Source organism: Nocardia sp. NPDC004340 (genome assembly GCF_053602575.1).
In genome coordinates this window covers 845580-862891 of the sequence record NZ_JBSGDW010000002.1, presented here as the reverse complement: position 1 = coordinate 862891, position 17312 = coordinate 845580, and the positions used below count along the sequence as shown (strand labels likewise).

Sequence of the window (17312 nt, the reverse complement as noted above, 5' to 3'; positions counted from 1 at the left end):
CTCTGATCGTGAATCCCATGGTCCCGCCGAACGATCCGGCGCGTCCGGCGCCCGAGGACGTCGGTACCGCCTGTCAGCTCTGGTACGCCGCGCTCGGGGTCGGGCTGGTGCAGTTGATCGCCTCGCTGATCGCGCAGTTCGGGCAGCGGAACGAATTGGCGCAGCAGATGTTCGACCAGGTGAAGGAGCAGCAACCGGCGATCACCCTGGCACAGGTGGAGGTCTGGGCCGCCGTCGTGTTCGTGCTGGTCGCGGTGTTCTGGCTGGTGCTGTCCGGAGCCGGGGTGGCGGTGGTGTGGCAGCTGGGGCGCGGAAAGAACTGGGCCCGTGCGGTTCTCACCGGTTTCGGCATCTTCCTGGTGCTCGGCGCGGCGGGGACGCTGTTCGGTGTCGGCGCCAAGGAGGGCGGGGTGGCCGCGCTGGTCGCGGGCGGCGCGGGCATCGTCCAGGCGGTACTCGCCGGCGGGGCCGTATTCCTCTGCTACCGAAGCGAATCCGAGGCCTACTTCCGGCCCGGACCGCGCTAGGTTACCGCCGAGTTTGTTACGCGGGTGTCAACGCGTTATGGTGAGGGCAGTCACAGGTATTTCGGGAACCGGAAGCCGGGCCCCAGGCGTTGAGCGTGGGCGTGCGGCGCCGGGAAGGCGGAGGCAACGATGCGAGTGGTGATCCAGCAGCCGCACAGCCTGCGGCGCGATGTCGCGGTGCTGAGCTTGTTGTTCCTCTTCGGTCTGCTGACCCTCGCCGTACTCCTGATTCCGGGCCTGGCCCACTGAGTCGTTCCGCGATCTTTACGCTCGACCTATGAGTGAGGCCATCAACGCCCCCGGGGCCGTGCTGTTCTCCGAACCCGGCGCGCGCTGGCGGACCATCGCCTACGGACCCGCGATGTGCGCGATCATCCTGGGCATCGAGCTGATCCGCGGCGGCGACATCCACTGGTTCGGGCTCGTCTTCTGCGCTGTGCTGCTGGCCGGGTTCGTCTGGTTGCAGGTGATCGCGGGCAAGCGGCACATCAGTGTCGAGCTGACCCCCGAGCAGTTGCGCGAGGGCACCGAGGTGGTGCCATTGCGCGACATCGCCGAGGTGCTGCCCGAAGACGACGAGGAGTCCTGGGATTATGAGGACTGGCAGTCCGCGCGGGCGCTGGGCGAGCTGACCGGAGTACCGCGGCGGCGCAAGGGAATCGGCCTGAAACTGACCGACGGTCGGCTGGTGCAGGCGTGGGCGCGTGACCATGTCACGCTGCGCGCGGCGCTGACCGAGGCCTTGGGCCACCCGCGCGGGACCGACGACGAGCCTCGGGAGGCGCTGTGATGCGGTGGCTGACGATAGCGGCCGAGATCGTGCTGGTGCCGGTGCTGGCCGTCGCGGCGGTGTGGTGCTGGCGGCACGGGGTGCAGACCACGGTGTTCAAGGCGCAGGGAGAGGCGCCGTCGTTCGGTGCGACCCGCTACGTCGGGCCGTGGCTGGCGGGGTCCGCGGCGCTGGTGATCATGGCCGGACTGTCGCTGATCGATGGGGCTGCGCGGGCGGTTCGCGCTCGGCGAGCCTGGTCCGACACGCCGTATTGAGGGGTGCGAAGTCGGTTTTCGCCTCGGTCGGCCTCGGGCTGGCGCGGAGAATCATCGGCATGAAGCGCACAGAACTCGTGAAACGCATCGCCCCCGCGGTGCTGGCCGCGGGGCTCGTCGGCGCTGTGGTCGTGGCTCCGGCCGCCGCGGCCCCGGTCGATACCGTCCCGGATTACGGGTCACCACTGCTGGTGATGTCCTGGCAAGACCTACTACCGTCCCCGCTGAACTGCCTGCTGTCCACCGGATGGGCGGCGTTCTGCCTGGGGATTCCGCTCCCGTAGCGGAGGGTGCGGCGGCGCGACCGCAGACCGCGCCGCCGTCTCCGCCTCAGTTCCAGTTCTGGTAAACATCCAGCACGCGACCGCCCTTGGTGCCGGGCAGGTTCACGAACAGGGTCACCGTGCCGTCGGGATGATCGGCGGCCTCCATCATCACCTGACGCAGGGAGGCGTGTACGCCGCCCTTGTCGTCCTTGTAGATGGTGGTGTCGGGCTCCAGGCCCGCGCCCATCCGGCTCAACGGGACGAACATGCTGACCACCGCGGGTAAGGGCCCATCGGCGATCGCGGCCGTCTCTTGATGCGACAGCGCCACCCCCACTCGCCCCTGGTCGATCTGCACCAGCGGCACCGCGGCCTGCGCCACCCCGGGCGCGGCGGCCAGACCGGCCGCCACCGCGATGATCCCTACCCCGAACCGAACGACCCGCATACGTCCCGCCCTCTCTCCGAAGCCGTTTCCTACGTCGAGACATTACGCATCAGCTATCTAGTAGCGAATTACGTTGTCCGAATCTCATTTCGGCGTGTTGCTCGGATCCGCGTCATCGAGGACCCGCTCGCCGGCTCCCATGATCTCAGCCGTCGGCCGTCGAGATGCGCGCTTCGATCCGGGGTGCGAAGATGTCGGGTTGGCTGTGGGAAGAGCCACTCGACTACACCCTGTCGTCGACGGGGGCGGGGGCGGCTGAGAGACTGGGTGCCGTGAGTTCTTCTCCGCGTGTGAGCCAGGCGTCGGTCCCGGTCTCAGCCCACCTTTTCGAACGCGCCGCGGCGGTCATTCCCGGCGGCGTGAATTCGCCGGTGCGGGCGTTCAATTCCGTGGGCGGCACGCCGCGGTTCATCGCCTCCGCGCGCGGGTGCACGCTGACCGACGCCGACGGCAACGACTACGTGGACCTGGTGTGCTCGTGGGGTCCGATGATCCTCGGGCACGCGCACCCGGCGGTCGTCGAGGCCGTGCAGCGGGCCGCCACCGGCGGTCTGTCCTTCGGCGCGCCGACCGAGGCCGAAATCGAACTCGCCGAGGCCATCGCGGCCCGGGTCGCTCCGGTCGACCGGGTCCGCCTGGTGAACTCGGGCACCGAGGCCACCATGAGCGCGGTCCGGCTGGCCCGCGGCTTCACCGGCCGCACCAAGATCGTGAAGTTCAGCGGCTGCTACCACGGGCACGTGGACGCGCTGCTGGCCGACGCGGGCTCCGGCGTCGCCACCCTGGGCCTGCCCACCTCGCCCGGCGTCACCGGCGCTCAGGCCGCCGACACCCTGGTGCTGCCCTACAACGACCTCGAGGCCGTGGCCGCCGCCTTCGCCGCCCACCCGGGCGAGATCGCGTGCGTCATCACCGAGGCCGCCGCGGGCAATATGGGCGCGGTCGCGCCGGTCCCCGGTTTCAACGAGGGACTGCGCCGGCTCACCACCGAGCACGGCGCGCTGCTGATCATGGACGAGGTCATGACCGGTTTCCGGGTCAGCCACTCGGGCTGGTTCGGCATCGACGGCGTGGCCGGCGACCTGTACACCTTCGGCAAGGTGATGAGCGGCGGCCTGCCCGCCGCCGCGTTCGGCGGGCGCGCCGACATCATGAACCACCTGGCCCCGCTCGGCCCGGTCTACCAGGCGGGCACCCTGTCCGGGAACCCGGTCGCGGTGGCCGCGGGCCTGGCCACGCTGCGCACCGCCGACGAGTCGGTGTACGCCACCCTGAACAAGAACTCCGAGCGCCTGGGCGGGCTGCTCACCGAGGCGCTGACCGCCGAAGGCGTCGCGCACCGGGTGCAATTCGCGGGCAATATGGTGAGCGTGTTCTTCGCCGAGAACCCGGTCACCGACTACGCCGCCGCCAAGGCCGCCGAGACCTGGCGTTTCCCAGCCTTCTTCCACGCGCTGCTGGATGCCGGTGTGTACGCGCCCCCGAGCGCCTTCGAAGCGTGGTTCGTCTCGGCCGCTCTCGACGAGGACGCGTTCGACCGCATCGCCGCCGCCCTCCCCGCCGCCGCGCGCGCCGCGGCGGCCGCCACTCCCGAAGGATCCGCCGCGTGAGCTCCGTCCACCCCGACTCGGGCGTACCCGCCCCCGCCCAGCACGAGGCTCCTCTCTCCGCCGAAGAGGCCACCCGCCTCCTGGACTCCATCCGCCAAGCCGAGGACGAACTCGCCGAGACCGGCGAGAACATCGCTGTCGCCCCGGTGGGCGACGTGACCGCCCCGGTGGCCGAACCCCGGCCCGCCGCAACGGAATCCGATGATTCCGGCGTGGTCGTGGCCGACGACCCCGAGCCGGTCTTCGAGGCCGCGATCGCCGCCGCCGAGCAGTTCGCCGCCGCTCCCGCCCGGGCCGAGGCGCCCGCCGAGGCTTCGAAGCCCGCGACCCCCGAGGTCGTCGAGCCCGCGACCCCCGAGGTTGTCGAGCCCGCGACCGCCGAGGTTGTCGAGCCCGCGATCACGGAGGCCGTGGAGCCCGCGACCACCGAGGCTGTGGAATCCGCCCCCGCGGAGGCTGTGGAATCCGCCCCCACCGAGGCCGCGGAGCCCGCCCCCGTCGCGTTCTCGTCCGAGATCGTCGTCGAGGTCGATCCCCAGACCGACGAGTCCGTCGTCGAGGAAGCCGACTTCGCCGTCGCCGACACCGAGGTTCCCGCCCCGGCCTCCGGCACCGGCGGCGGCCTGATCCTCCCCGGTGATGTGGCCAGCGACGTGGAGACGATCGTCCATGTCATGCGCCACGGCGAGGTCCACAATCCGAACGGTGTCCTTTACGGCCGCCTGCCCGGTTTCCAGCTGTCGGTGACCGGCCGCGCGCAGGCCCAGGCCGTGGCGCGTTCACTGTCCGATCACGACATCGCGCTGGTGGTGGCCTCGCCGCTGCAGCGCGCGCAGGAGACCGCGGATCCGATCGCCAAGGGCCACGGCCTGATCATCCGCACCGACGACAATCTGATCGAGGCGGGCAACACCTTCGAGGGCCTGCGGGTCTCGGCGAGCGACGGCGCGCTGCGCAAGCCCCGCCACTGGTGGAAGCTGCGCGACCCGTTCACCCCGTCCTGGGGTGAGCCGTACCTGCAGATCGCGCACCGCATGCTGGCCGCGGTGAACAAGGCGCGGGTGGAGGCCGCCGGTCGAGAGGCCGTGCTGGTGTCGCATCAGCTGCCGGTGTGGACGCTGCGCCGCTTCCTGCAGGGGCAGCGCCTGTGGCACGACCCGCGGAACCGGCAGTGCTCGCTGGCATCGCTGACTTCCCTGGTCTACCAGGGCGATACGTTGATCGACATCGTCTACTCGGAGCCCGCCGGCGCCTCCGACCCCACGGTGACCGGGGCATGAGCCGCGCCATCGCGTCCCGGTCCGCGTTCGTCCGACACCCGCTGCGGCGGGTGCCGGGCCTGCTGGCGGGGCTGACCGTGGTGGCCCTGCTCGCCGGGTGCACGACGGCGGGCAAGGACGCGGTGGCCCAGGGCGGCACCTTCGATTTCGTCTCGCCGGGCGGCAAGACGGAGATCTTCTACGATCCGCCGTCCGCGCGCGGCACCATCGGCAAGCTGTCCGGCCCGGATCTGATGCACGACGGCAAGACCACATCGGTGGACGATTTCCCCGGCAAGGTCGTGGTGCTCAACATCTGGGGCCAGTGGTGTGGCCCGTGCCGCGCGGAAGTCGGTGCGCTGGAACAGGTTTACGAGGCGACCAAGGACAATGGCGTCGCCTTCCTGGGCATCAACGTGCGCGACAACCAGAAGGACAAGGCCCAGGATTTCGTGACCGACAACAAGGTCGGTTACCCCTCCATCTACGACCCGGCCATGCGCAGCCTGCTCGCGCTCGGCGGCAAGTTCCCGACCAGCGTCATCCCCACCACCATCGTGCTGGACAAGCAGCATCGGGTGGCGGCGGTGTTCCTGCGCAGCCTGCTGGCCGAGGACCTGCGGCCGGTGGTGGATCGACTGGCGGCCGAGCAGTGAATCACGTGACCTACCTGGCGAGCGTGGGAGATTCGTTCCAGCAGACCGCCGCCTCCGGACCGCTGCTGCTCGCGCTGGGCGCGTGCCTGCTGGCGGGCCTGGTGTCGTTCGCCTCGCCGTGCGTGGTGCCCTTGGTTCCCGGCTACCTGTCGTATCTGGCGGGCGTGGTCGGCGCGGAGGCCCCGCCGGTGACGGTGGAGTCGGCGCGGACCGCGAAAACCGCCGTGGCGGGCCGCAATTCGGCGCGCCTGCGGGTGGCGGGCGCGGCGGCGCTGTTCGTGGCGGGCTTCACCGTCGTGTTCGTGCTGGCCGCCACCACCGTGTTCGGCACCATGCAGGCGCTGACCCTCAATCGTGAACTGCTGCAACGGGTCGGCGGCGTGGTGACCATCGTGATGGGTCTGGCCTTCATCGGCCTGATCCCGATGCTGCAGCGCGACACCCGCATGGAGCCGCGTCGTTTCACCGGCCTCATCGGGGCCCCGCTGCTGGGCGCGGTGTTCGCGCTCGGCTGGACCCCGTGCCTGGGCCCGACGCTGTCGGGTGTGATGGCGGTGTCGGCGGGCACCGAGGGCACCACCGCGGTGCGCGGCGTGGCGCTGATCGTGGCCTACTGCCTCGGCCTGGGGCTGCCGTTCATCATCCTGGCGTTCGGTTCGGCGACCGCGTTGCGGGCCGTCGGCTGGCTGCGCCGTAATTCCCGCACCATCCAGGTGACCGGCGGGCTGCTGTTGGTGGCCGTCGGCATCGCCCTGGTGACCGGATCGTGGGACGTGTTCGTCTCCTGGGTCCGCGACGCCTTCGTCTCGAATGTGACCCTGCCGATCTGACATGACTGCCACCATCGAAACCCCCAGCGCCCCCGCCCGTCCGCCGCGTCAGTCGCCGCCGCGCCGCGTCCTCGGTCTGCTCCGCAACACCTGGCGTGGCCTGACCAGCATGCGCACCGCGCTCATGCTGCTGTTCCTGCTGGCCCTGGCCGCCATTCCGGGCGCGCTGCTGCCGCAGCGCAGCCTCAACGCGGGCAAGGTCGACGACTACATCCGCAATCGCGCGACCCTGGGTCCGTGGATGGACCGGCTGCAGCTGTTCGACGTGTTCTCCAGCTTCTGGTTCACGGCCGTCTACGTGCTGCTGTTCGTCTCGCTGGTGGGCTGCATCCTGCCGCGCTGCGTGGACCACTACCGGGCCTTGCGTGCGCCGCTGACCAGGGCTCCGCGCAACCTGTCCCGCCTGCCGCACCACTGGTCCGGCACCGACGCGGAGACCCCGGAGCAGGTGCTGGACCGGGCCCGCGGCCAGATGCGCGGCTGGCGCACGGTGGTGCAGCCGGGCGATCGCGACGGGGAGCTGACCCTGTCCGCGGAGAAGGGCTACACCCGCGAGCTCGGCAACCTGGTCTTCCATCTCGCGTTGGTGGGCCTGCTGGCGGCGATCGCGATCGGCAAGCTGTTCGGCTACGAGGGCAATGTCGTGGTGCTCGCCAATGACGGCCCCGGCTTCTGCACCACCTCGCCCGCGGTGTTCGACTCGTTCCGCGCGGGCAATGTCAACGACGGCACCGGGCTGACCCCGATGTGCGTGCGGGTCAAGGACTTCAAGGCCGACTACCTGAAGAACGGTCAGGCGGCGATGTTCACCTCGAACATCCAGTACCAGACCGGCACCGACCTGGCCTCCGGGACGTGGAACGACACCACCCTCCAGGTGAACCATCCGCTGCGCGTCGCCGGTGACCGGGTGTACCTGCAGGGCCACGGCTTCGCGCCCAAGTTCACGGTGACCTTCCCGAACGGGCAGACCCGCACCGAGGCCATCCAGTGGAAGCCGGACGACGCCTCCACCTTCCTGTCCTCGGGTGTGCTGCGCGTCGATCCGCCGGGTGGCATGTATCCCAGCGAGGAGGAGCGCCGCAAGCATCAGGTGGCGATCCAGGGCCTGTTCGCGCCGACCGCGCTCATGCACGGCCAGCTGCTCACCTCCCGGTATCCGGCGATGACCGATCCCGCGGTGGCGATCGACATCTACAAGGGCGACACGGGCCTGGACACCGGCCGCGCGCAGTCGCTGTTCGCGCTGGATCCGGAGATGATCAAGCAGGGCCGCCTGGTGAAGGAACAGCGGGTGAACCTGAAGCCGGGGGAGACCGCGACCCTGCCCGACGGCACCAAGGTGACCTTCGACGGCGCGGAAGAGTTCGTGAACCTGCAGGTCTCGCACGATCCGGCGCAGCAGTGGGTGCTGGTGTCGGCGTTGACCATGATGGCGGGCCTGCTCGTGTCGCTGCTGGTGAAGCGTCGTCGCATCTGGTTGCGGGTGTACCCCGGCGAGGCGTCCGACGGTGTACGACGTACCGTAGTAGAAATGGGTGGTTTGGCCCGCACCGACCAGGCCGGCTGGGGCGGCGAGTTCGACCGCCTGCGTGAGCGGCTGCTGACGGGAGAGAAGTAATGCCGATCGACGAGAATCTCGCCTCCTACAGCGATCTCGGATTCAAATCGGCCATCGTGATCTACGCGCTGGTCTGGATCATGCTGGTCTGGCAGTTCGCCCTCACCCGTACGGTGCCGACCACCACCCGCGAATTGGTCACCGCCGGTGGCGGTTCCGAGCCGGTCGCCGAGCGGCCCGCGCCGAACGTGCCCGGCAAGGTGGAGTCCCGCGGAGTCGGTCGCCCCTTCTCGGAGCGTCTCGGCAATATGGGCTTCGCGGTCGTGTTCGTCGGCTTCGGCGTCCACGTTGCCTCGATCGTCCTGCGCGGCTTCGCGACCCACCGTTTCCCGCTGGGCAATATGTTCGAGTTCATCTCGATGGCCTGTGCCGCCGCGGTCCTGCTCGGCCTGGTTCTGCTGAACGACCAGCGCTACCGCGGCATGTGGTCCTTCCTGCTGACCCCGGTCCTGATCCTGCTGTTCCTGGCGGGCACCAAGCTGCACGTGGACGCGGCCCCCGTCGTCCCCGCCCTGAAGTCCTACTGGCTGCCGATTCACGTCACCGTGATCTCGATCGGTTCGGGCGTCTTCCTGGTCTCGGGTATCGCGAGCCTGCTGTTCCTGTTCCGCATCTGGCAGCCCGCGGGCGCGGAGGCCGACAACATCTGGGGCCAGCTGGCCCGCCGCCTCCCCGACGCCCAGCTCCTGGACCGCCTGGCCTACCGCACCACCATCATCGGCTTCCCCATCTTCGGCTCGGGCGTCATCCTGGGCGCGATCTGGGCCGAGGCCGCCTGGGGCCGCTTCTGGGGCTGGGACCCGAAGGAGACCTGCTCCTTCATCGCCTGGGTTCTCTACGCCGCCTATCTGCACGCCCGTGCCACCTCCGGCTGGCGCGACACCAAGGCCGCCTGGATCAACATCGCCGGTTTCGTCGCGATGCTCTTCAACCTCTTCATCATCAATATCGTGGTCAGCGGCCTGCACTCGTATGCCGGACTGAACTGATCCAGCTGTTCTCGAAGGCCCCGGCGCATCCGTGCCGGGGCCTTCTTCGTGCTGGCACTACCCCTGAGTGCTGTTGCGCTGTACGGTATTAAGCGACAGTGATTAGAACACGTTCTAGTTTTCAGTGAAGGGGAGCTCGAGATGGCAGTGACGCCGGAGGCCCGGGTTCGTAAGGTGCGCGAGATCGATGTGGGCGAGGCGCCCTCGCGATACGCGCGGGGATGGCACTGCCTCGGACTGGCCGGCACGTTCCGCGACGGTAAGCCGCACCAGGTTTCGGCCTTCGGGACCAAGCTGGTGATCTTCGCCGACAGCAAGAACGAACTGCACGTGCTCGACTCGTACTGCCGCCACCTCGGCGGCGATCTGAGCATGGGTGAGGTCAAGGGCGATTCCATCGCCTGCCCGTTCCACGACTGGCGCTGGGGCGGCAACGGCAAGTGCACCGGCATCCCGTATGCCCGCCGGGTGCCGCCGCTGGCCCGCACGCGCTCGTGGATCACCTTGGAGCGCAACGGACAGCTGTTCGTGTGGCACGACCACGAGGGCAACCCGCCCACCGACGAGGTGACGATCCCCTACATCGAGGGCCCGTTCACCGACGCCGAGGGCAACGGCCTGGAGACGATCGGCGACGGCTGGACCGACTGGACCTGGGAGTCCATGATCATCGAGGGCTCCAACTGCCGCGAGATCATCGACAACGTGGTCGACATGGCCCACTTCTTCTACATCCACTACGCCTACCCGACGTACTTCAAGAACGTCTTCGAGGGCCACGTCGCGACCCAGTACCTGGACTCCACGGCCCGCCCGGACAAGGGCATGGCCACCCAGTACGGCGGCGACTCCACCCTGAAGTCGGTGGCCTCGTACTTCGGCCCGTCGTACATGGTCAACCCGCTGATCAACAACTACAGCGGCTTCGAGCTCGAGACCGTGCTGATCAACTGCCACTACCCGATCTCGCAGGACGCCTTCGTGCTGCAGTACGGCATGTCGGTGCGCAAGCCGCAGGGTGTGGACGACGCCCAGGCGGACAAGATCGCCAAGAAGATGACCAAGGGCATCGGCGACGGCTTCCTGCAGGACGTCGAGATCTGGAAGCACAAGTCCAAGATCGAGAACCCGCTGCTGACCGAGGAGGACGGCCCGGTCTACCAGTTGCGCCGCTGGTACGACCAGTTCTACGTGGATGTCGCCGATATCGACCCGAAGTCGGTGCAGCGCTTCGAGTTCGAGGTCGACACCACCAAGGCGAACGAGGCCTGGGAGGCCGAGGTCGCCGAGAACCTGCGCCGCAAGGCGGAGGAGGACGCCCTCAGCCACTGAGGGTTTGCTCAGCCGGGCTCGTACTCGCCTAGTTCGACGTCGGTCATACGCACCTGACCCCGGGTCAGCGGCTCGTAGTCCGCGCCCGATTCCTCACGGATCAGGTGCATGTCCGATAGTTGCCCGTGCCGCTCGGCCCGCCGTGCGGCGGCTCGTTCGTCCCCGGCTTTGCGCCGGGCGTCCTGCGACAGGTTCTGTTCACGCTCCATCAGGCACCTCCGGATGGGCCCCGCTGTGGAACCGGACTGCCCCAGTATGCGCCGCGTGTCGGGCGCGGACGAAGCCCGGAAAAAACGACGATCCCCCGTGGGCTGCGCCGAAGCGGTTCCACGGGGGACGGTCACATATATCGCTATGGCTACTTCATTGGCGGAACTTCGGTGAATCAGGTGGATTCGCCGTCGCGATGCTCTCGGGAGAGCCTGGCTAGGAAATCCGGATCGTCTTCGGGACCGATAATGCGGTTGCGCCGAGCTGGTGCTGGGCCGATGCCGGCCGATCGCTGGGGTCCGAAGGCCTTCCAGCACAGCATCGCGACGGTCACTACCGCGATGAGTGCCAACAGGTACGCCACGTCGCTCACCTCCTGACTTCGAGGGTAATCCGAGCGCGTACCCGAGGCACGTGAAGCGGGCGGTAATCCGTGAAAATCGGTGCTACACGCGGGCCTCGGTGGTGAGGGACCGCAGGAGTTGCAGAACTTCCGACTCCCGGAACCGGCGGTGACCGCCCGGAGTCCGAAGGGAGCCGAGCCGACCCGCGTGAGCCCACCGGGTCACGGTCTTCGGATCGACATGGAACATGGCAGCGACTTGGCCTGGGGTGAGCAGGGTGTCCTGACCGGTGACGGAACCCAATGCGCGGCTCGCCGCGGTGAACGCAGTCATTCGCAAACCTTTCCGTTTCGACAGATCCCTCATCAGTAGCGACATCGTTGCACTGCACCCCCCGGGTGTTCGAACGGTCTCGCTTTGGTAAAGAGGAAGTAATAGACAAAACGGATATCCGTTATGTGTTTACGGTCACGTTTGGCCGCGCCACAGCGAACGGCCAGCGACATACAGACCGGTTGGCCTGTCTGACCTGGGCGGACGAGGGTCGCGGCCGTTTCCCGATCCGCCGTCCCCTAGTCTGGACCGCGTGAGTGAAGCAACCCGACCCGACGGTGCGGGCCGTAGCCTGGCGCGCAATCTGGCCCTCTACACGGTGGCCCGGCTCGGGCTGGTCGCCGTCATCACCGCGATCATCGTGGGCGTCGCCGCCGCGGTGAAGGTGTCCATTCCCCTCATCGTCGCCCTGCTGTTCGCGCTGCTCATCGCCATGCCGCTGTCGCTGGTGCTGTTCAAGAAGCTGCGGACCCAGGTGAACCGGGACATCGCCGCCGTGGACGCCAAGCGCCGCGCGGACCGCGACCAGCTGCGCTCGAGGCTGCAGGGCAAGGGCGAGCAGTGAAACGCTGCGATCGCAGCGCACCCCGGGACTGGGTGGACAATGCCGTCCGGCTCATCGACGCGGACTCCCAGCGCAGCGCGGACACGCATTTGCTGCGCTACCCGCTGCCTCCGGAGTGGGGCGTTCAGCTGTACCTGAAGGACGAATCCACTCATCCGACGGGCAGTCTCAAGCACCGGCTGGCGAGATCGCTGTTCCTCTACGCCATCTGCAACGGCTGGGTCACCGAGGGCACCACGGTGGTGGAGGCTTCGTCAGGATCGACCGCGATCAGCGAGGCCTACTTCGCCAAGATGCTGGGCCTGGACTTCGTGGCCGTGGTCCCGGCGAAGACGTCTCCGGAGAAGCTGGCCCTGATCGAGGCCCAGGGCGGACGCTGTCACCTGGTCGAACACGCCCCCGACATCTACGCCGAGGCGGCGCGATTGGCGGCCGAGACCGGCGGCCACTACATGGACCAGTTCACCAATGCCGAACGCGCCACCGACTGGCGCGGCAACAACAACATCGCGGAATCCATCTTCCAGCAGATGACCCTGGAGACCCATCCGGTGCCGGAGTGGGTGGTGGTGGGCGCGGGGACCGGCGGTACCGGCGCGACCATCGGCCGCTACCTGCGCTACAGGCGGCACGAGACCCGGCTGGCCGTGGTGGATCCGGAGAACTCGGCGTTCTACGGCGGTTACGAGCTCGATGACCTGGGCTATCAGACCGGCATGCCGTCCCGGATCGAGGGCATCGGGCGGCCGCGGGTGGAACCGTCGTTCATTCCGACGGTGGTGGACTGCATGATCGAGGTGCCCGACGCGGCATCGGTGGCGACCACGCGGCACGCGAGCACGGTGCTGGGCCGGCGGGTGGGCGGCTCCACGGGCACCAATCTGTGGGGGGCCTTTGCCCTGATTGCCGAGATGATCGCCGCGAACCGTACCGGCAGTGTGGTGACGCTGCTCTGTGACGGCGGAGACCGTTATGCCGGAACCTATTTCAATGACGAATGGGTTGCCGACCAGGGGCTGAGCTTGGCCGAGCCGACCGCGGTGCTGACCGAATTCATCGCCACCGGTACTTGGTCGGGCTAGTTTTCGCACGGCACGACGGGTCGGGTGATATCGGTTGGTCACCCATCGGTAAGTTTGCTATTGAGTTGCTGCAATGGGGTTGTGGGCATCGGATCCTTACCCGGCGCAACGTTTTTCGCGCGTCTCGACGGGGTAACACCCCCCTCGGAAGCGTTAATAGCCCTTGACGTTTCGGGGCGCTGCCGCATGACCGGACGAGTCACCGCGGTGGGTCGATCGACCACCGTGCCGAGCACCAGCAGCCACGAATGCAACGTGGATTGGGTGCGCCACATATTGATCCGCATCTCGGTAATGGCCAGTGTGCGCGGATCCCGTACCAACTTGGTGAGATCGCCACGGTCGACCGCGACCGTGTCGGAATGCCACAGCAGCGCGAAGTCCGGATCGGCCAGGCACTGCTCGAGGATCTCGGCGCCGCGCTCCTCCTCGCCGGTGCGGGCGAGCTGCATGCGGAAGCGGCCGACCGCCATGCGAACCTCGTTGTCCCAGTTCACCATGACGGTCCGGGAGATCGGATTGAAGAGCAGCCATTCCAGGTAGTTGGATCCGGCCGCCAGTTCCGGGAAGAACTCCTGGTGCGCGGCGTTGACGGCGACGATGTCCCACAGCCCGCTGATGTACGCGCCGATCGCGGGGTTGAGCAGATTCAGATATTCCTGGTCGGTCGCGGTCGGCAGGTCGGGTTCGATGCTCGGCAGCGGGCCCTCGGCGAGCACGAGCGCGTACTCGAAGTCGACCGGCGTCATTTTGAGCGCGGTCGCCAGGGATTCGATGACTCGTCGGGAGGGGTTGGCGCCGCCTTCGATCTTGGTCAGGTAGGGCACCGAGAGGTTGGCCAGCCAGGCCAGTTGGGGGCGCGTGAGATTCGCGGTGGTGCGGCGCTGGCGAATGTACTCGCCGAACGTAGGTACTCCATCCATTTACTTAGGCAGACCTTACTTGTATGGCCGTCAGTTACTCGCGCGGTTGCCGACGGATACCCGTGTGGTCCCCGCTGGACGGGGGCTCGGGCAGTCCGTTCTGCTCCAATAGTTTGAAACAACAACAAATGGGGAGTCGAGTTGGGGCAGCAACCGCGGTCGGCCGGAGATGTGAATGTCACATTCGGGCCATGGGTGATCTCATCGGCGCGCGGCAGCGCCGTCACCACGCAGCACGGCACGAGGATCAACGCCTGGGAGCCGTCCGCGTTCGGTCTCTACAAGGACCGGGACGGCGATCTGTGGGAGAAGGTGCCCGGCGGCTGGCGGCTGCGGCTGCAGAACGGCATCCCGACCGACCCCGACGAGCTGTGGGACTGGACCGACGGCTGCGTGCGCGACTACGCCCCCTTCGTTCCCTTCCTCTGACGGCGAACACTCCCTTCCTGATGTCAATTTTCGTTGACGCGCGGTGGATGTCAACGTAAATTGACATTCATGAGTGAAGCAACGACTCTGGCGGCCGCCGCCGGCAGCCCCGACCCCCAGGTCGGGCTCCGCGCGGTGCTCGCACTGCGCCGGTTGCTCGAGCGACTCGAGGCCATCCAGGTCACCAATGCCCGCACCCAGGGCTGGTCCTGGCAGGCCATCGCCGACGCGCTCGAGGTCAGCCGACAGGCGGTCCACCAGAAGTACAACCGGAAGGGCGGTATCCGCTGATGTTCGAACGATTCGCCAAACCCGCCCGCACCGCGGTCGTCCTGGCCCAGGAGGAAGCGCGCGACCTGTGCTCCTCGACCATCGAGGTCGAGCACATGCTGCTCGGACTGCTGGTCTGCCCGGACGGCGGCCTGCGGGAAATCCTTGCGGCGCACGGCCTCACCGCCGACGACGTGCGAGAGGCGCTGGCCCGCAAGCGGACCGGGGAACCGCTCGGCGCCGAGGACGCGGAGGCCCTGCGCTCCATCGGCATCGATCTCGACGCCGTCCGGGAGAGCCTCGAGGCGACCTTCGGCGAGAACGCCCTCGACGAGGCGGCCGTTCCCGCCGAGGGATCGCGCTGGCGCAAGTACTGGGGGGCGGAAGGCGGCCCGCGCGGCCACATTCCCTTCACCTCGGACTCGAAGAAGATCGTGGAGCTGTCCCTGCGGGAGGCGTTGGCCCGCAAGGCCGACCGCATCGAGGCCGGGCACATGGTGCTGGCCGTGCTGCGCGCGCCCAACCCGGTGACCCGCCGCCTGCTCGGTGACGAGGACGCGGTCCGCACCCTGCGGGACGCGGTGACCGGGTACCTGGATCGCGCGGCCTGACCGGTGTCGGCGTCCGGCCGGTACGCGATATCCGGCCGCCGCGCCGATCTCGCCCTACGATCGGGGCATGACGCTACTGATACGTCTGCTGATCAACGGGGTGGCCATCTGGCTGGCCTCCGTCTGGGTGACCGATATTCAGATCAAGACCCCAGAGGACACCACGCAGAGCAAGATCCTGGTGATCGCAGCCATCACGGTGGTATTCGCGATCGTGAACACGTTCGTGAAACCGATCGTCAAGCTGCTCTCGTTCCCGTTCATCGTGGTCTCGCTGGGTCTGTTCCTGCTGGTGATCAACGCGCTCATGCTGTGGCTGACCGCGAAGATCACCGAGACCACGGAGTACGGCCTGCGAGTGGACGGCTTCTGGGCCGCGGTGCTCGGCGGGCTCATCATCACGCTGGTGAACTGGGTGCTGGGCGTCCTGGTCCCCGACGAGGACTGAGCACCGCGGAGCGTCCGCGCGGGTCAGCCGATGGCCAGCGCGGCGCCCACCACGATCGACCAGACCAGCATCGCCTGACCGGTTCCGGCGAGGGCGGGAATCAGACCCGGCCCGTTCGCGCCGGACCGGACCGGCTCATTGGCCTTCACCGCCAGCGGCAGCGCGACCAGCGCGGCCAGTGTCCACGGACTACGCCAGGCCAGCAGGGCCAGCGCCAGGAACGGGACCAGGATCAGCACCTGGTGCAGGGTGCGGGTGCGGGCGTCGCCCAGCCGCACGGCCAGGGTGAGCTTGCCCGACTCGGTGTCGGTGGGGATGTCGCGCAGATTATTGGTGACCAGCACCGCGCTGGAGAACGCGCCGACCGACACCGCGCACACCAGCCCCGCCCAGTCGACCCGCCCGGCCTGCACGAACTCGGTGCCCAGCACCGCCACCAGGCCGAAGAACACGAATACCGCGATCTCACCGAAGCCGCTGTACCCGTACGGGTTCCGGCCGCCGGTGTAGAACCAGGCCCCGGCCAGGCAGGCCGCGCCGACCAGGATCAGCCACCAGGCGGTGGTGAACACCAGCACCAGCCCGATGATCGCGCCGATCGTGAGGCAGGCGATGGCGGCATTGCGCACCGCGGCCGGGCCGGCGAGCTTGGAGCCGACCAGCCGCAGCGGGCCGACCCGCTCGTCATCGGTGCCGCGAATGCCGTCGGAGTAGTCGTTGGCGTAGTTGACGCCGATGATGAGCGCCACCGAAAGCAGCAGGCACAGCACCGCTTTCCACCACACGAACCCGCCGATCGAGGCCGCGGCGCCGGTGCCCGCCAGCACCGGGGCGATGGCGTTCGGAAGGGTGCGCGGCCGCGCGCCCTCGATCCACTGTGCTGCTGTAGCCATGCACCGCAGCCTAATGCGAGGGGCGCGGGCCGTGCCCGCCCAGTTCGACAGTGGTGTGGCTCAGGCCTCGGCGGCGGCCTTGAGCTGGGCCAGACCCTTCTCGAAGTCCTTGCCCACCAGGCGATCCATCGGCATGAGTTTGCCGACGAGAGCCATCAGGCCGTTCTGCTCGCCGCGCATGCGCCAGGTCACGGCGGTGGTGTCGCCCTGCGGGCGGAATTCGAAGGTGACCTGGTTGGTGGCCTTGAACGGCTTCTCGAAGTGCAGTCTGATGCCGATGGCGTCGGCGGTGGCGGAGGTGATCTCCATGTCGCCGCGCCCGGCCTTGCGGTTGCCGTTCCAGAAGTAGCGGGCCCCGATACCGCGGTCGGCCCCGCTGTAGGTGCGTTCCATGGCGGGGTCGGCGTCCTCCCATGGCGACCAGGTGCGCCACTGGTGGAAGTCGTCGACGAGCGCCTGAACCTGAGCGGGATCGGCCTTGATGACCGTTTCCCGCTGTATGTCGAATTCGGCCATGCCCAGAGCCTAGGTGCTGCCGCCCGCCGACGGCCGACCCTCGGCAAAACCGGTGGCCGCGAGTCCGGTCGCTCGGGTAAGCCGGTACCCGCGTTCGCGGCCC

At 68.3% G+C, this 17312-nt stretch carries 24 protein-coding genes; 17 read left to right on the top strand and 7 right to left on the bottom strand.

The annotated features are described in order from the left end of the window. Positions 1-17 precede the first annotated feature (17 nt). The 4 genes from ACWEOI_RS11340 to ACWEOI_RS11325 all read left to right on the top strand — a co-directional run bounded on the left by ACWEOI_RS11340 (position 18) and on the right by ACWEOI_RS11325 (position 1858). Positions 18-527 (top strand): hypothetical protein, encoded by a 510-nt coding sequence (locus tag ACWEOI_RS11340; protein WP_452359509.1) that lies wholly within the window; start codon positions 18-20, stop codon positions 525-527. 277 nt (positions 528-804) lie between these two features. Beyond that, positions 805-1317 carry a hypothetical protein gene (locus ACWEOI_RS11335; protein ID WP_433668780.1) on the top strand — a complete coding sequence of 171 codons (513 nt, stop codon included), beginning with the start codon at positions 805-807 and terminating at the stop codon, positions 1315-1317. Continuing rightward, positions 1317-1574: a hypothetical protein gene (locus ACWEOI_RS11330; protein ID WP_357090980.1), complete on the top strand. Its 258-nt coding sequence runs from the start codon at positions 1317-1319 to the stop codon at positions 1572-1574. The genes ACWEOI_RS11335 and ACWEOI_RS11330 overlap by 1 nt, the downstream gene beginning before the upstream one ends. Positions 1575-1633: 59 nt before the next feature. Continuing rightward, positions 1634-1858: a hypothetical protein gene (locus ACWEOI_RS11325; RefSeq protein WP_433668779.1), complete on the top strand. Its 225-nt coding sequence runs from the start codon at positions 1634-1636 to the stop codon at positions 1856-1858. 46 nt (positions 1859-1904) lie between these two features. On the opposite strand, the gene ACWEOI_RS11320 is transcribed toward ACWEOI_RS11325, so the two are convergent. Continuing rightward, on the bottom strand, positions 1905-2288 hold the full coding sequence (locus ACWEOI_RS11320; protein ID WP_379092207.1) for a hypothetical protein: 384 nt from the start codon (positions 2286-2288) through the stop codon (positions 1905-1907). A gap of 272 nt (positions 2289-2560) precedes the next feature. Between ACWEOI_RS11320 and hemL the strand changes: the two genes are divergently transcribed. The 7 genes from hemL to ACWEOI_RS11285 all read left to right on the top strand — a co-directional run bounded on the left by hemL (position 2561) and on the right by ACWEOI_RS11285 (position 10585). Beyond that, complete coding sequence (gene hemL, locus ACWEOI_RS11315) at positions 2561-3898, top strand: glutamate-1-semialdehyde 2,1-aminomutase (RefSeq protein ID WP_357090985.1); 1338 nt, start codon at positions 2561-2563, stop codon at positions 3896-3898. A 674-nt stretch (positions 3899-4572) separates the two neighbouring features. Further along, on the top strand, positions 4573-5178 hold the full coding sequence (locus tag ACWEOI_RS11310; protein ID WP_357091356.1) for a histidine phosphatase family protein: 606 nt from the start codon (positions 4573-4575) through the stop codon (positions 5176-5178). Beyond that, the gene (locus tag ACWEOI_RS11305) at positions 5175-5813 is read left to right on the top strand and encodes a TlpA family protein disulfide reductase (protein ID WP_452359508.1); all 639 of its coding nucleotides are present in this window, start codon (positions 5175-5177) and stop codon (positions 5811-5813) included. The genes ACWEOI_RS11310 and ACWEOI_RS11305 overlap by 4 nt, the downstream gene beginning before the upstream one ends. Positions 5814-5818: 5 nt before the next feature. Next, positions 5819-6643, top strand: a complete 825-nt coding sequence (locus ACWEOI_RS11300; protein ID WP_433668773.1) for a cytochrome c biogenesis CcdA family protein — start codon at positions 5819-5821, stop codon at positions 6641-6643. A gap of 1 nt (position 6644) precedes the next feature. Next, positions 6645-8264, top strand: coding sequence for a cytochrome c biogenesis protein ResB (resB, locus tag ACWEOI_RS11295; protein ID WP_452359507.1), 1620 nt, complete (start codon positions 6645-6647; stop codon positions 8262-8264). Beyond that, a complete protein-coding gene (gene ccsB, locus ACWEOI_RS11290; protein ID WP_433668770.1) occupies positions 8264-9253 on the top strand; it encodes a c-type cytochrome biogenesis protein CcsB in 990 nt (329 codons plus the stop codon). Before resB ends, ccsB begins: the two co-directional genes overlap by 1 nt. Before the next feature lie 141 nt (positions 9254-9394). Continuing rightward, positions 9395-10585: a Rieske 2Fe-2S domain-containing protein gene (locus tag ACWEOI_RS11285; protein WP_433668762.1), complete on the top strand. Its 1191-nt coding sequence runs from the start codon at positions 9395-9397 to the stop codon at positions 10583-10585. Positions 10586-10593: 8 nt separating this feature from the next. Here the strand turns inward: ACWEOI_RS11285 and ACWEOI_RS11280 are convergent, their stop codons facing one another. The 3 genes from ACWEOI_RS11280 to ACWEOI_RS11270 form a co-directional block, all read right to left on the bottom strand. Further along, positions 10594-10794, bottom strand: coding sequence for a hypothetical protein (locus tag ACWEOI_RS11280; RefSeq protein ID WP_357090996.1), 201 nt, complete (start codon positions 10792-10794; stop codon positions 10594-10596). A 176-nt stretch (positions 10795-10970) separates the two neighbouring features. Next, positions 10971-11159, bottom strand: coding sequence for a hypothetical protein (locus tag ACWEOI_RS11275; protein ID WP_433668759.1), 189 nt, complete (start codon positions 11157-11159; stop codon positions 10971-10973). Positions 11160-11241: 82 nt separating this feature from the next. Next, positions 11242-11472, bottom strand: a complete 231-nt coding sequence (locus tag ACWEOI_RS11270) for a BldC family transcriptional regulator (protein ID WP_213559159.1) — start codon at positions 11470-11472, stop codon at positions 11242-11244. A 253-nt stretch (positions 11473-11725) separates the two neighbouring features. On the opposite strand from ACWEOI_RS11270, the gene ACWEOI_RS11265 reads away from it, so the two are divergent. Continuing rightward, complete coding sequence (locus tag ACWEOI_RS11265; protein WP_357091000.1) at positions 11726-12037, top strand: DUF4229 domain-containing protein; 312 nt, start codon at positions 11726-11728, stop codon at positions 12035-12037. Next, on the top strand, positions 12034-13119 hold the full coding sequence (locus ACWEOI_RS11260) for a PLP-dependent cysteine synthase family protein (RefSeq protein WP_452359506.1): 1086 nt from the start codon (positions 12034-12036) through the stop codon (positions 13117-13119). Before ACWEOI_RS11265 ends, ACWEOI_RS11260 begins: the two co-directional genes overlap by 4 nt. A gap of 38 nt (positions 13120-13157) precedes the next feature. Here the strand turns inward: ACWEOI_RS11260 and ACWEOI_RS11255 are convergent, their stop codons facing one another. Further along, positions 13158-14042: an MmyB family transcriptional regulator gene (locus ACWEOI_RS11255; protein WP_433668756.1), complete on the bottom strand. Its 885-nt coding sequence runs from the start codon at positions 14040-14042 to the stop codon at positions 13158-13160. Positions 14043-14237: 195 nt separating this feature from the next. Here ACWEOI_RS11255 and ACWEOI_RS11250 point away from each other — a divergent pair, with 195 nt between their 5' ends. From ACWEOI_RS11250 to ACWEOI_RS11235, 4 genes are all read left to right on the top strand, one after another. Further along, positions 14238-14471 carry a hypothetical protein gene (locus ACWEOI_RS11250; RefSeq protein ID WP_433668754.1) on the top strand — a complete coding sequence of 78 codons (234 nt, stop codon included), beginning with the start codon at positions 14238-14240 and terminating at the stop codon, positions 14469-14471. 69 nt (positions 14472-14540) lie between these two features. Next, entirely contained in the window at positions 14541-14762 is a 222-nt protein-coding gene (locus ACWEOI_RS11245; RefSeq protein ID WP_147207290.1) for a helix-turn-helix domain-containing protein, read from the top strand. Then, positions 14762-15352, top strand: coding sequence for a Clp protease N-terminal domain-containing protein (locus tag ACWEOI_RS11240; RefSeq protein WP_433668752.1), 591 nt, complete (start codon positions 14762-14764; stop codon positions 15350-15352). The genes ACWEOI_RS11245 and ACWEOI_RS11240 overlap by 1 nt, the downstream gene beginning before the upstream one ends. 67 nt (positions 15353-15419) lie before the next feature. Then, entirely contained in the window at positions 15420-15800 is a 381-nt protein-coding gene (locus tag ACWEOI_RS11235) for a phage holin family protein (protein WP_379275911.1), read from the top strand. A gap of 23 nt (positions 15801-15823) precedes the next feature. On the opposite strand, the gene ACWEOI_RS11230 is transcribed toward ACWEOI_RS11235, so the two are convergent. Continuing rightward, on the bottom strand, positions 15824-16693 hold the full coding sequence (locus ACWEOI_RS11230; RefSeq protein WP_452359505.1) for a 1,4-dihydroxy-2-naphthoate polyprenyltransferase: 870 nt from the start codon (positions 16691-16693) through the stop codon (positions 15824-15826). A gap of 60 nt (positions 16694-16753) precedes the next feature. After that, positions 16754-17209: an SRPBCC family protein gene (locus ACWEOI_RS11225; protein WP_433668749.1), complete on the bottom strand. Its 456-nt coding sequence runs from the start codon at positions 17207-17209 to the stop codon at positions 16754-16756. Positions 17210-17312: the final 103 nt, after the last annotated feature.

Bases quoted from the DNA above. Each gene is read 5' to 3' on its own strand.
- ACWEOI_RS11270 (WP_213559159.1), bottom strand. From the start codon at position 11,472: ATGACTGCGTTCACCGCGGCGAGCCGCGCATTGGGTTCCGTCACCGGT.
- ACWEOI_RS11240 (WP_433668752.1), top strand. From the start codon at position 14,762: ATGTTCGAACGATTCGCCAAACCCGCCCGCACCGCGGTCGTCCTGGCC.
- ACWEOI_RS11325 (WP_433668779.1), top strand. From the start codon at position 1,634: ATGAAGCGCACAGAACTCGTGAAACGCATCGCCCCCGCGGTGCTGGCC.
- ACWEOI_RS11330 (WP_357090980.1), top strand. From the start codon at position 1,317: ATGCGGTGGCTGACGATAGCGGCCGAGATCGTGCTGGTGCCGGTGCTG.
- ACWEOI_RS11310 (WP_357091356.1), top strand. From the start codon at position 4,573: ATGCGCCACGGCGAGGTCCACAATCCGAACGGTGTCCTTTACGGCCGC.
- ACWEOI_RS11285 (WP_433668762.1), top strand. From the start codon at position 9,395: ATGGCAGTGACGCCGGAGGCCCGGGTTCGTAAGGTGCGCGAGATCGAT.
- ACWEOI_RS11335 (WP_433668780.1), top strand. From the start codon at position 805: ATGAGTGAGGCCATCAACGCCCCCGGGGCCGTGCTGTTCTCCGAACCC.
- ACWEOI_RS11280 (WP_357090996.1), bottom strand. From the start codon at position 10,794: ATGGAGCGTGAACAGAACCTGTCGCAGGACGCCCGGCGCAAAGCCGGG.
- ACWEOI_RS11245 (WP_147207290.1), top strand. From the start codon at position 14,541: ATGAGTGAAGCAACGACTCTGGCGGCCGCCGCCGGCAGCCCCGACCCC.
- ACWEOI_RS11225 (WP_433668749.1), bottom strand. From the start codon at position 17,209: ATGGCCGAATTCGACATACAGCGGGAAACGGTCATCAAGGCCGATCCC.
- ACWEOI_RS11255 (WP_433668756.1), bottom strand. From the start codon at position 14,042: ATGGATGGAGTACCTACGTTCGGCGAGTACATTCGCCAGCGCCGCACC.
- resB (WP_452359507.1), top strand. From the start codon at position 6,645: ATGACTGCCACCATCGAAACCCCCAGCGCCCCCGCCCGTCCGCCGCGT.
- ACWEOI_RS11235 (WP_379275911.1), top strand. From the start codon at position 15,420: ATGACGCTACTGATACGTCTGCTGATCAACGGGGTGGCCATCTGGCTG.
- ACWEOI_RS11305 (WP_452359508.1), top strand. From the start codon at position 5,175: ATGAGCCGCGCCATCGCGTCCCGGTCCGCGTTCGTCCGACACCCGCTG.
- ACWEOI_RS11340 (WP_452359509.1), top strand. From the start codon at position 18: ATGGTCCCGCCGAACGATCCGGCGCGTCCGGCGCCCGAGGACGTCGGT.
- ACWEOI_RS11320 (WP_379092207.1), bottom strand. From the start codon at position 2,288: ATGCGGGTCGTTCGGTTCGGGGTAGGGATCATCGCGGTGGCGGCCGGT.
- ACWEOI_RS11230 (WP_452359505.1), bottom strand. From the start codon at position 16,693: ATGGCTACAGCAGCACAGTGGATCGAGGGCGCGCGGCCGCGCACCCTT.
- ccsB (WP_433668770.1), top strand. From the start codon at position 8,264: ATGCCGATCGACGAGAATCTCGCCTCCTACAGCGATCTCGGATTCAAA.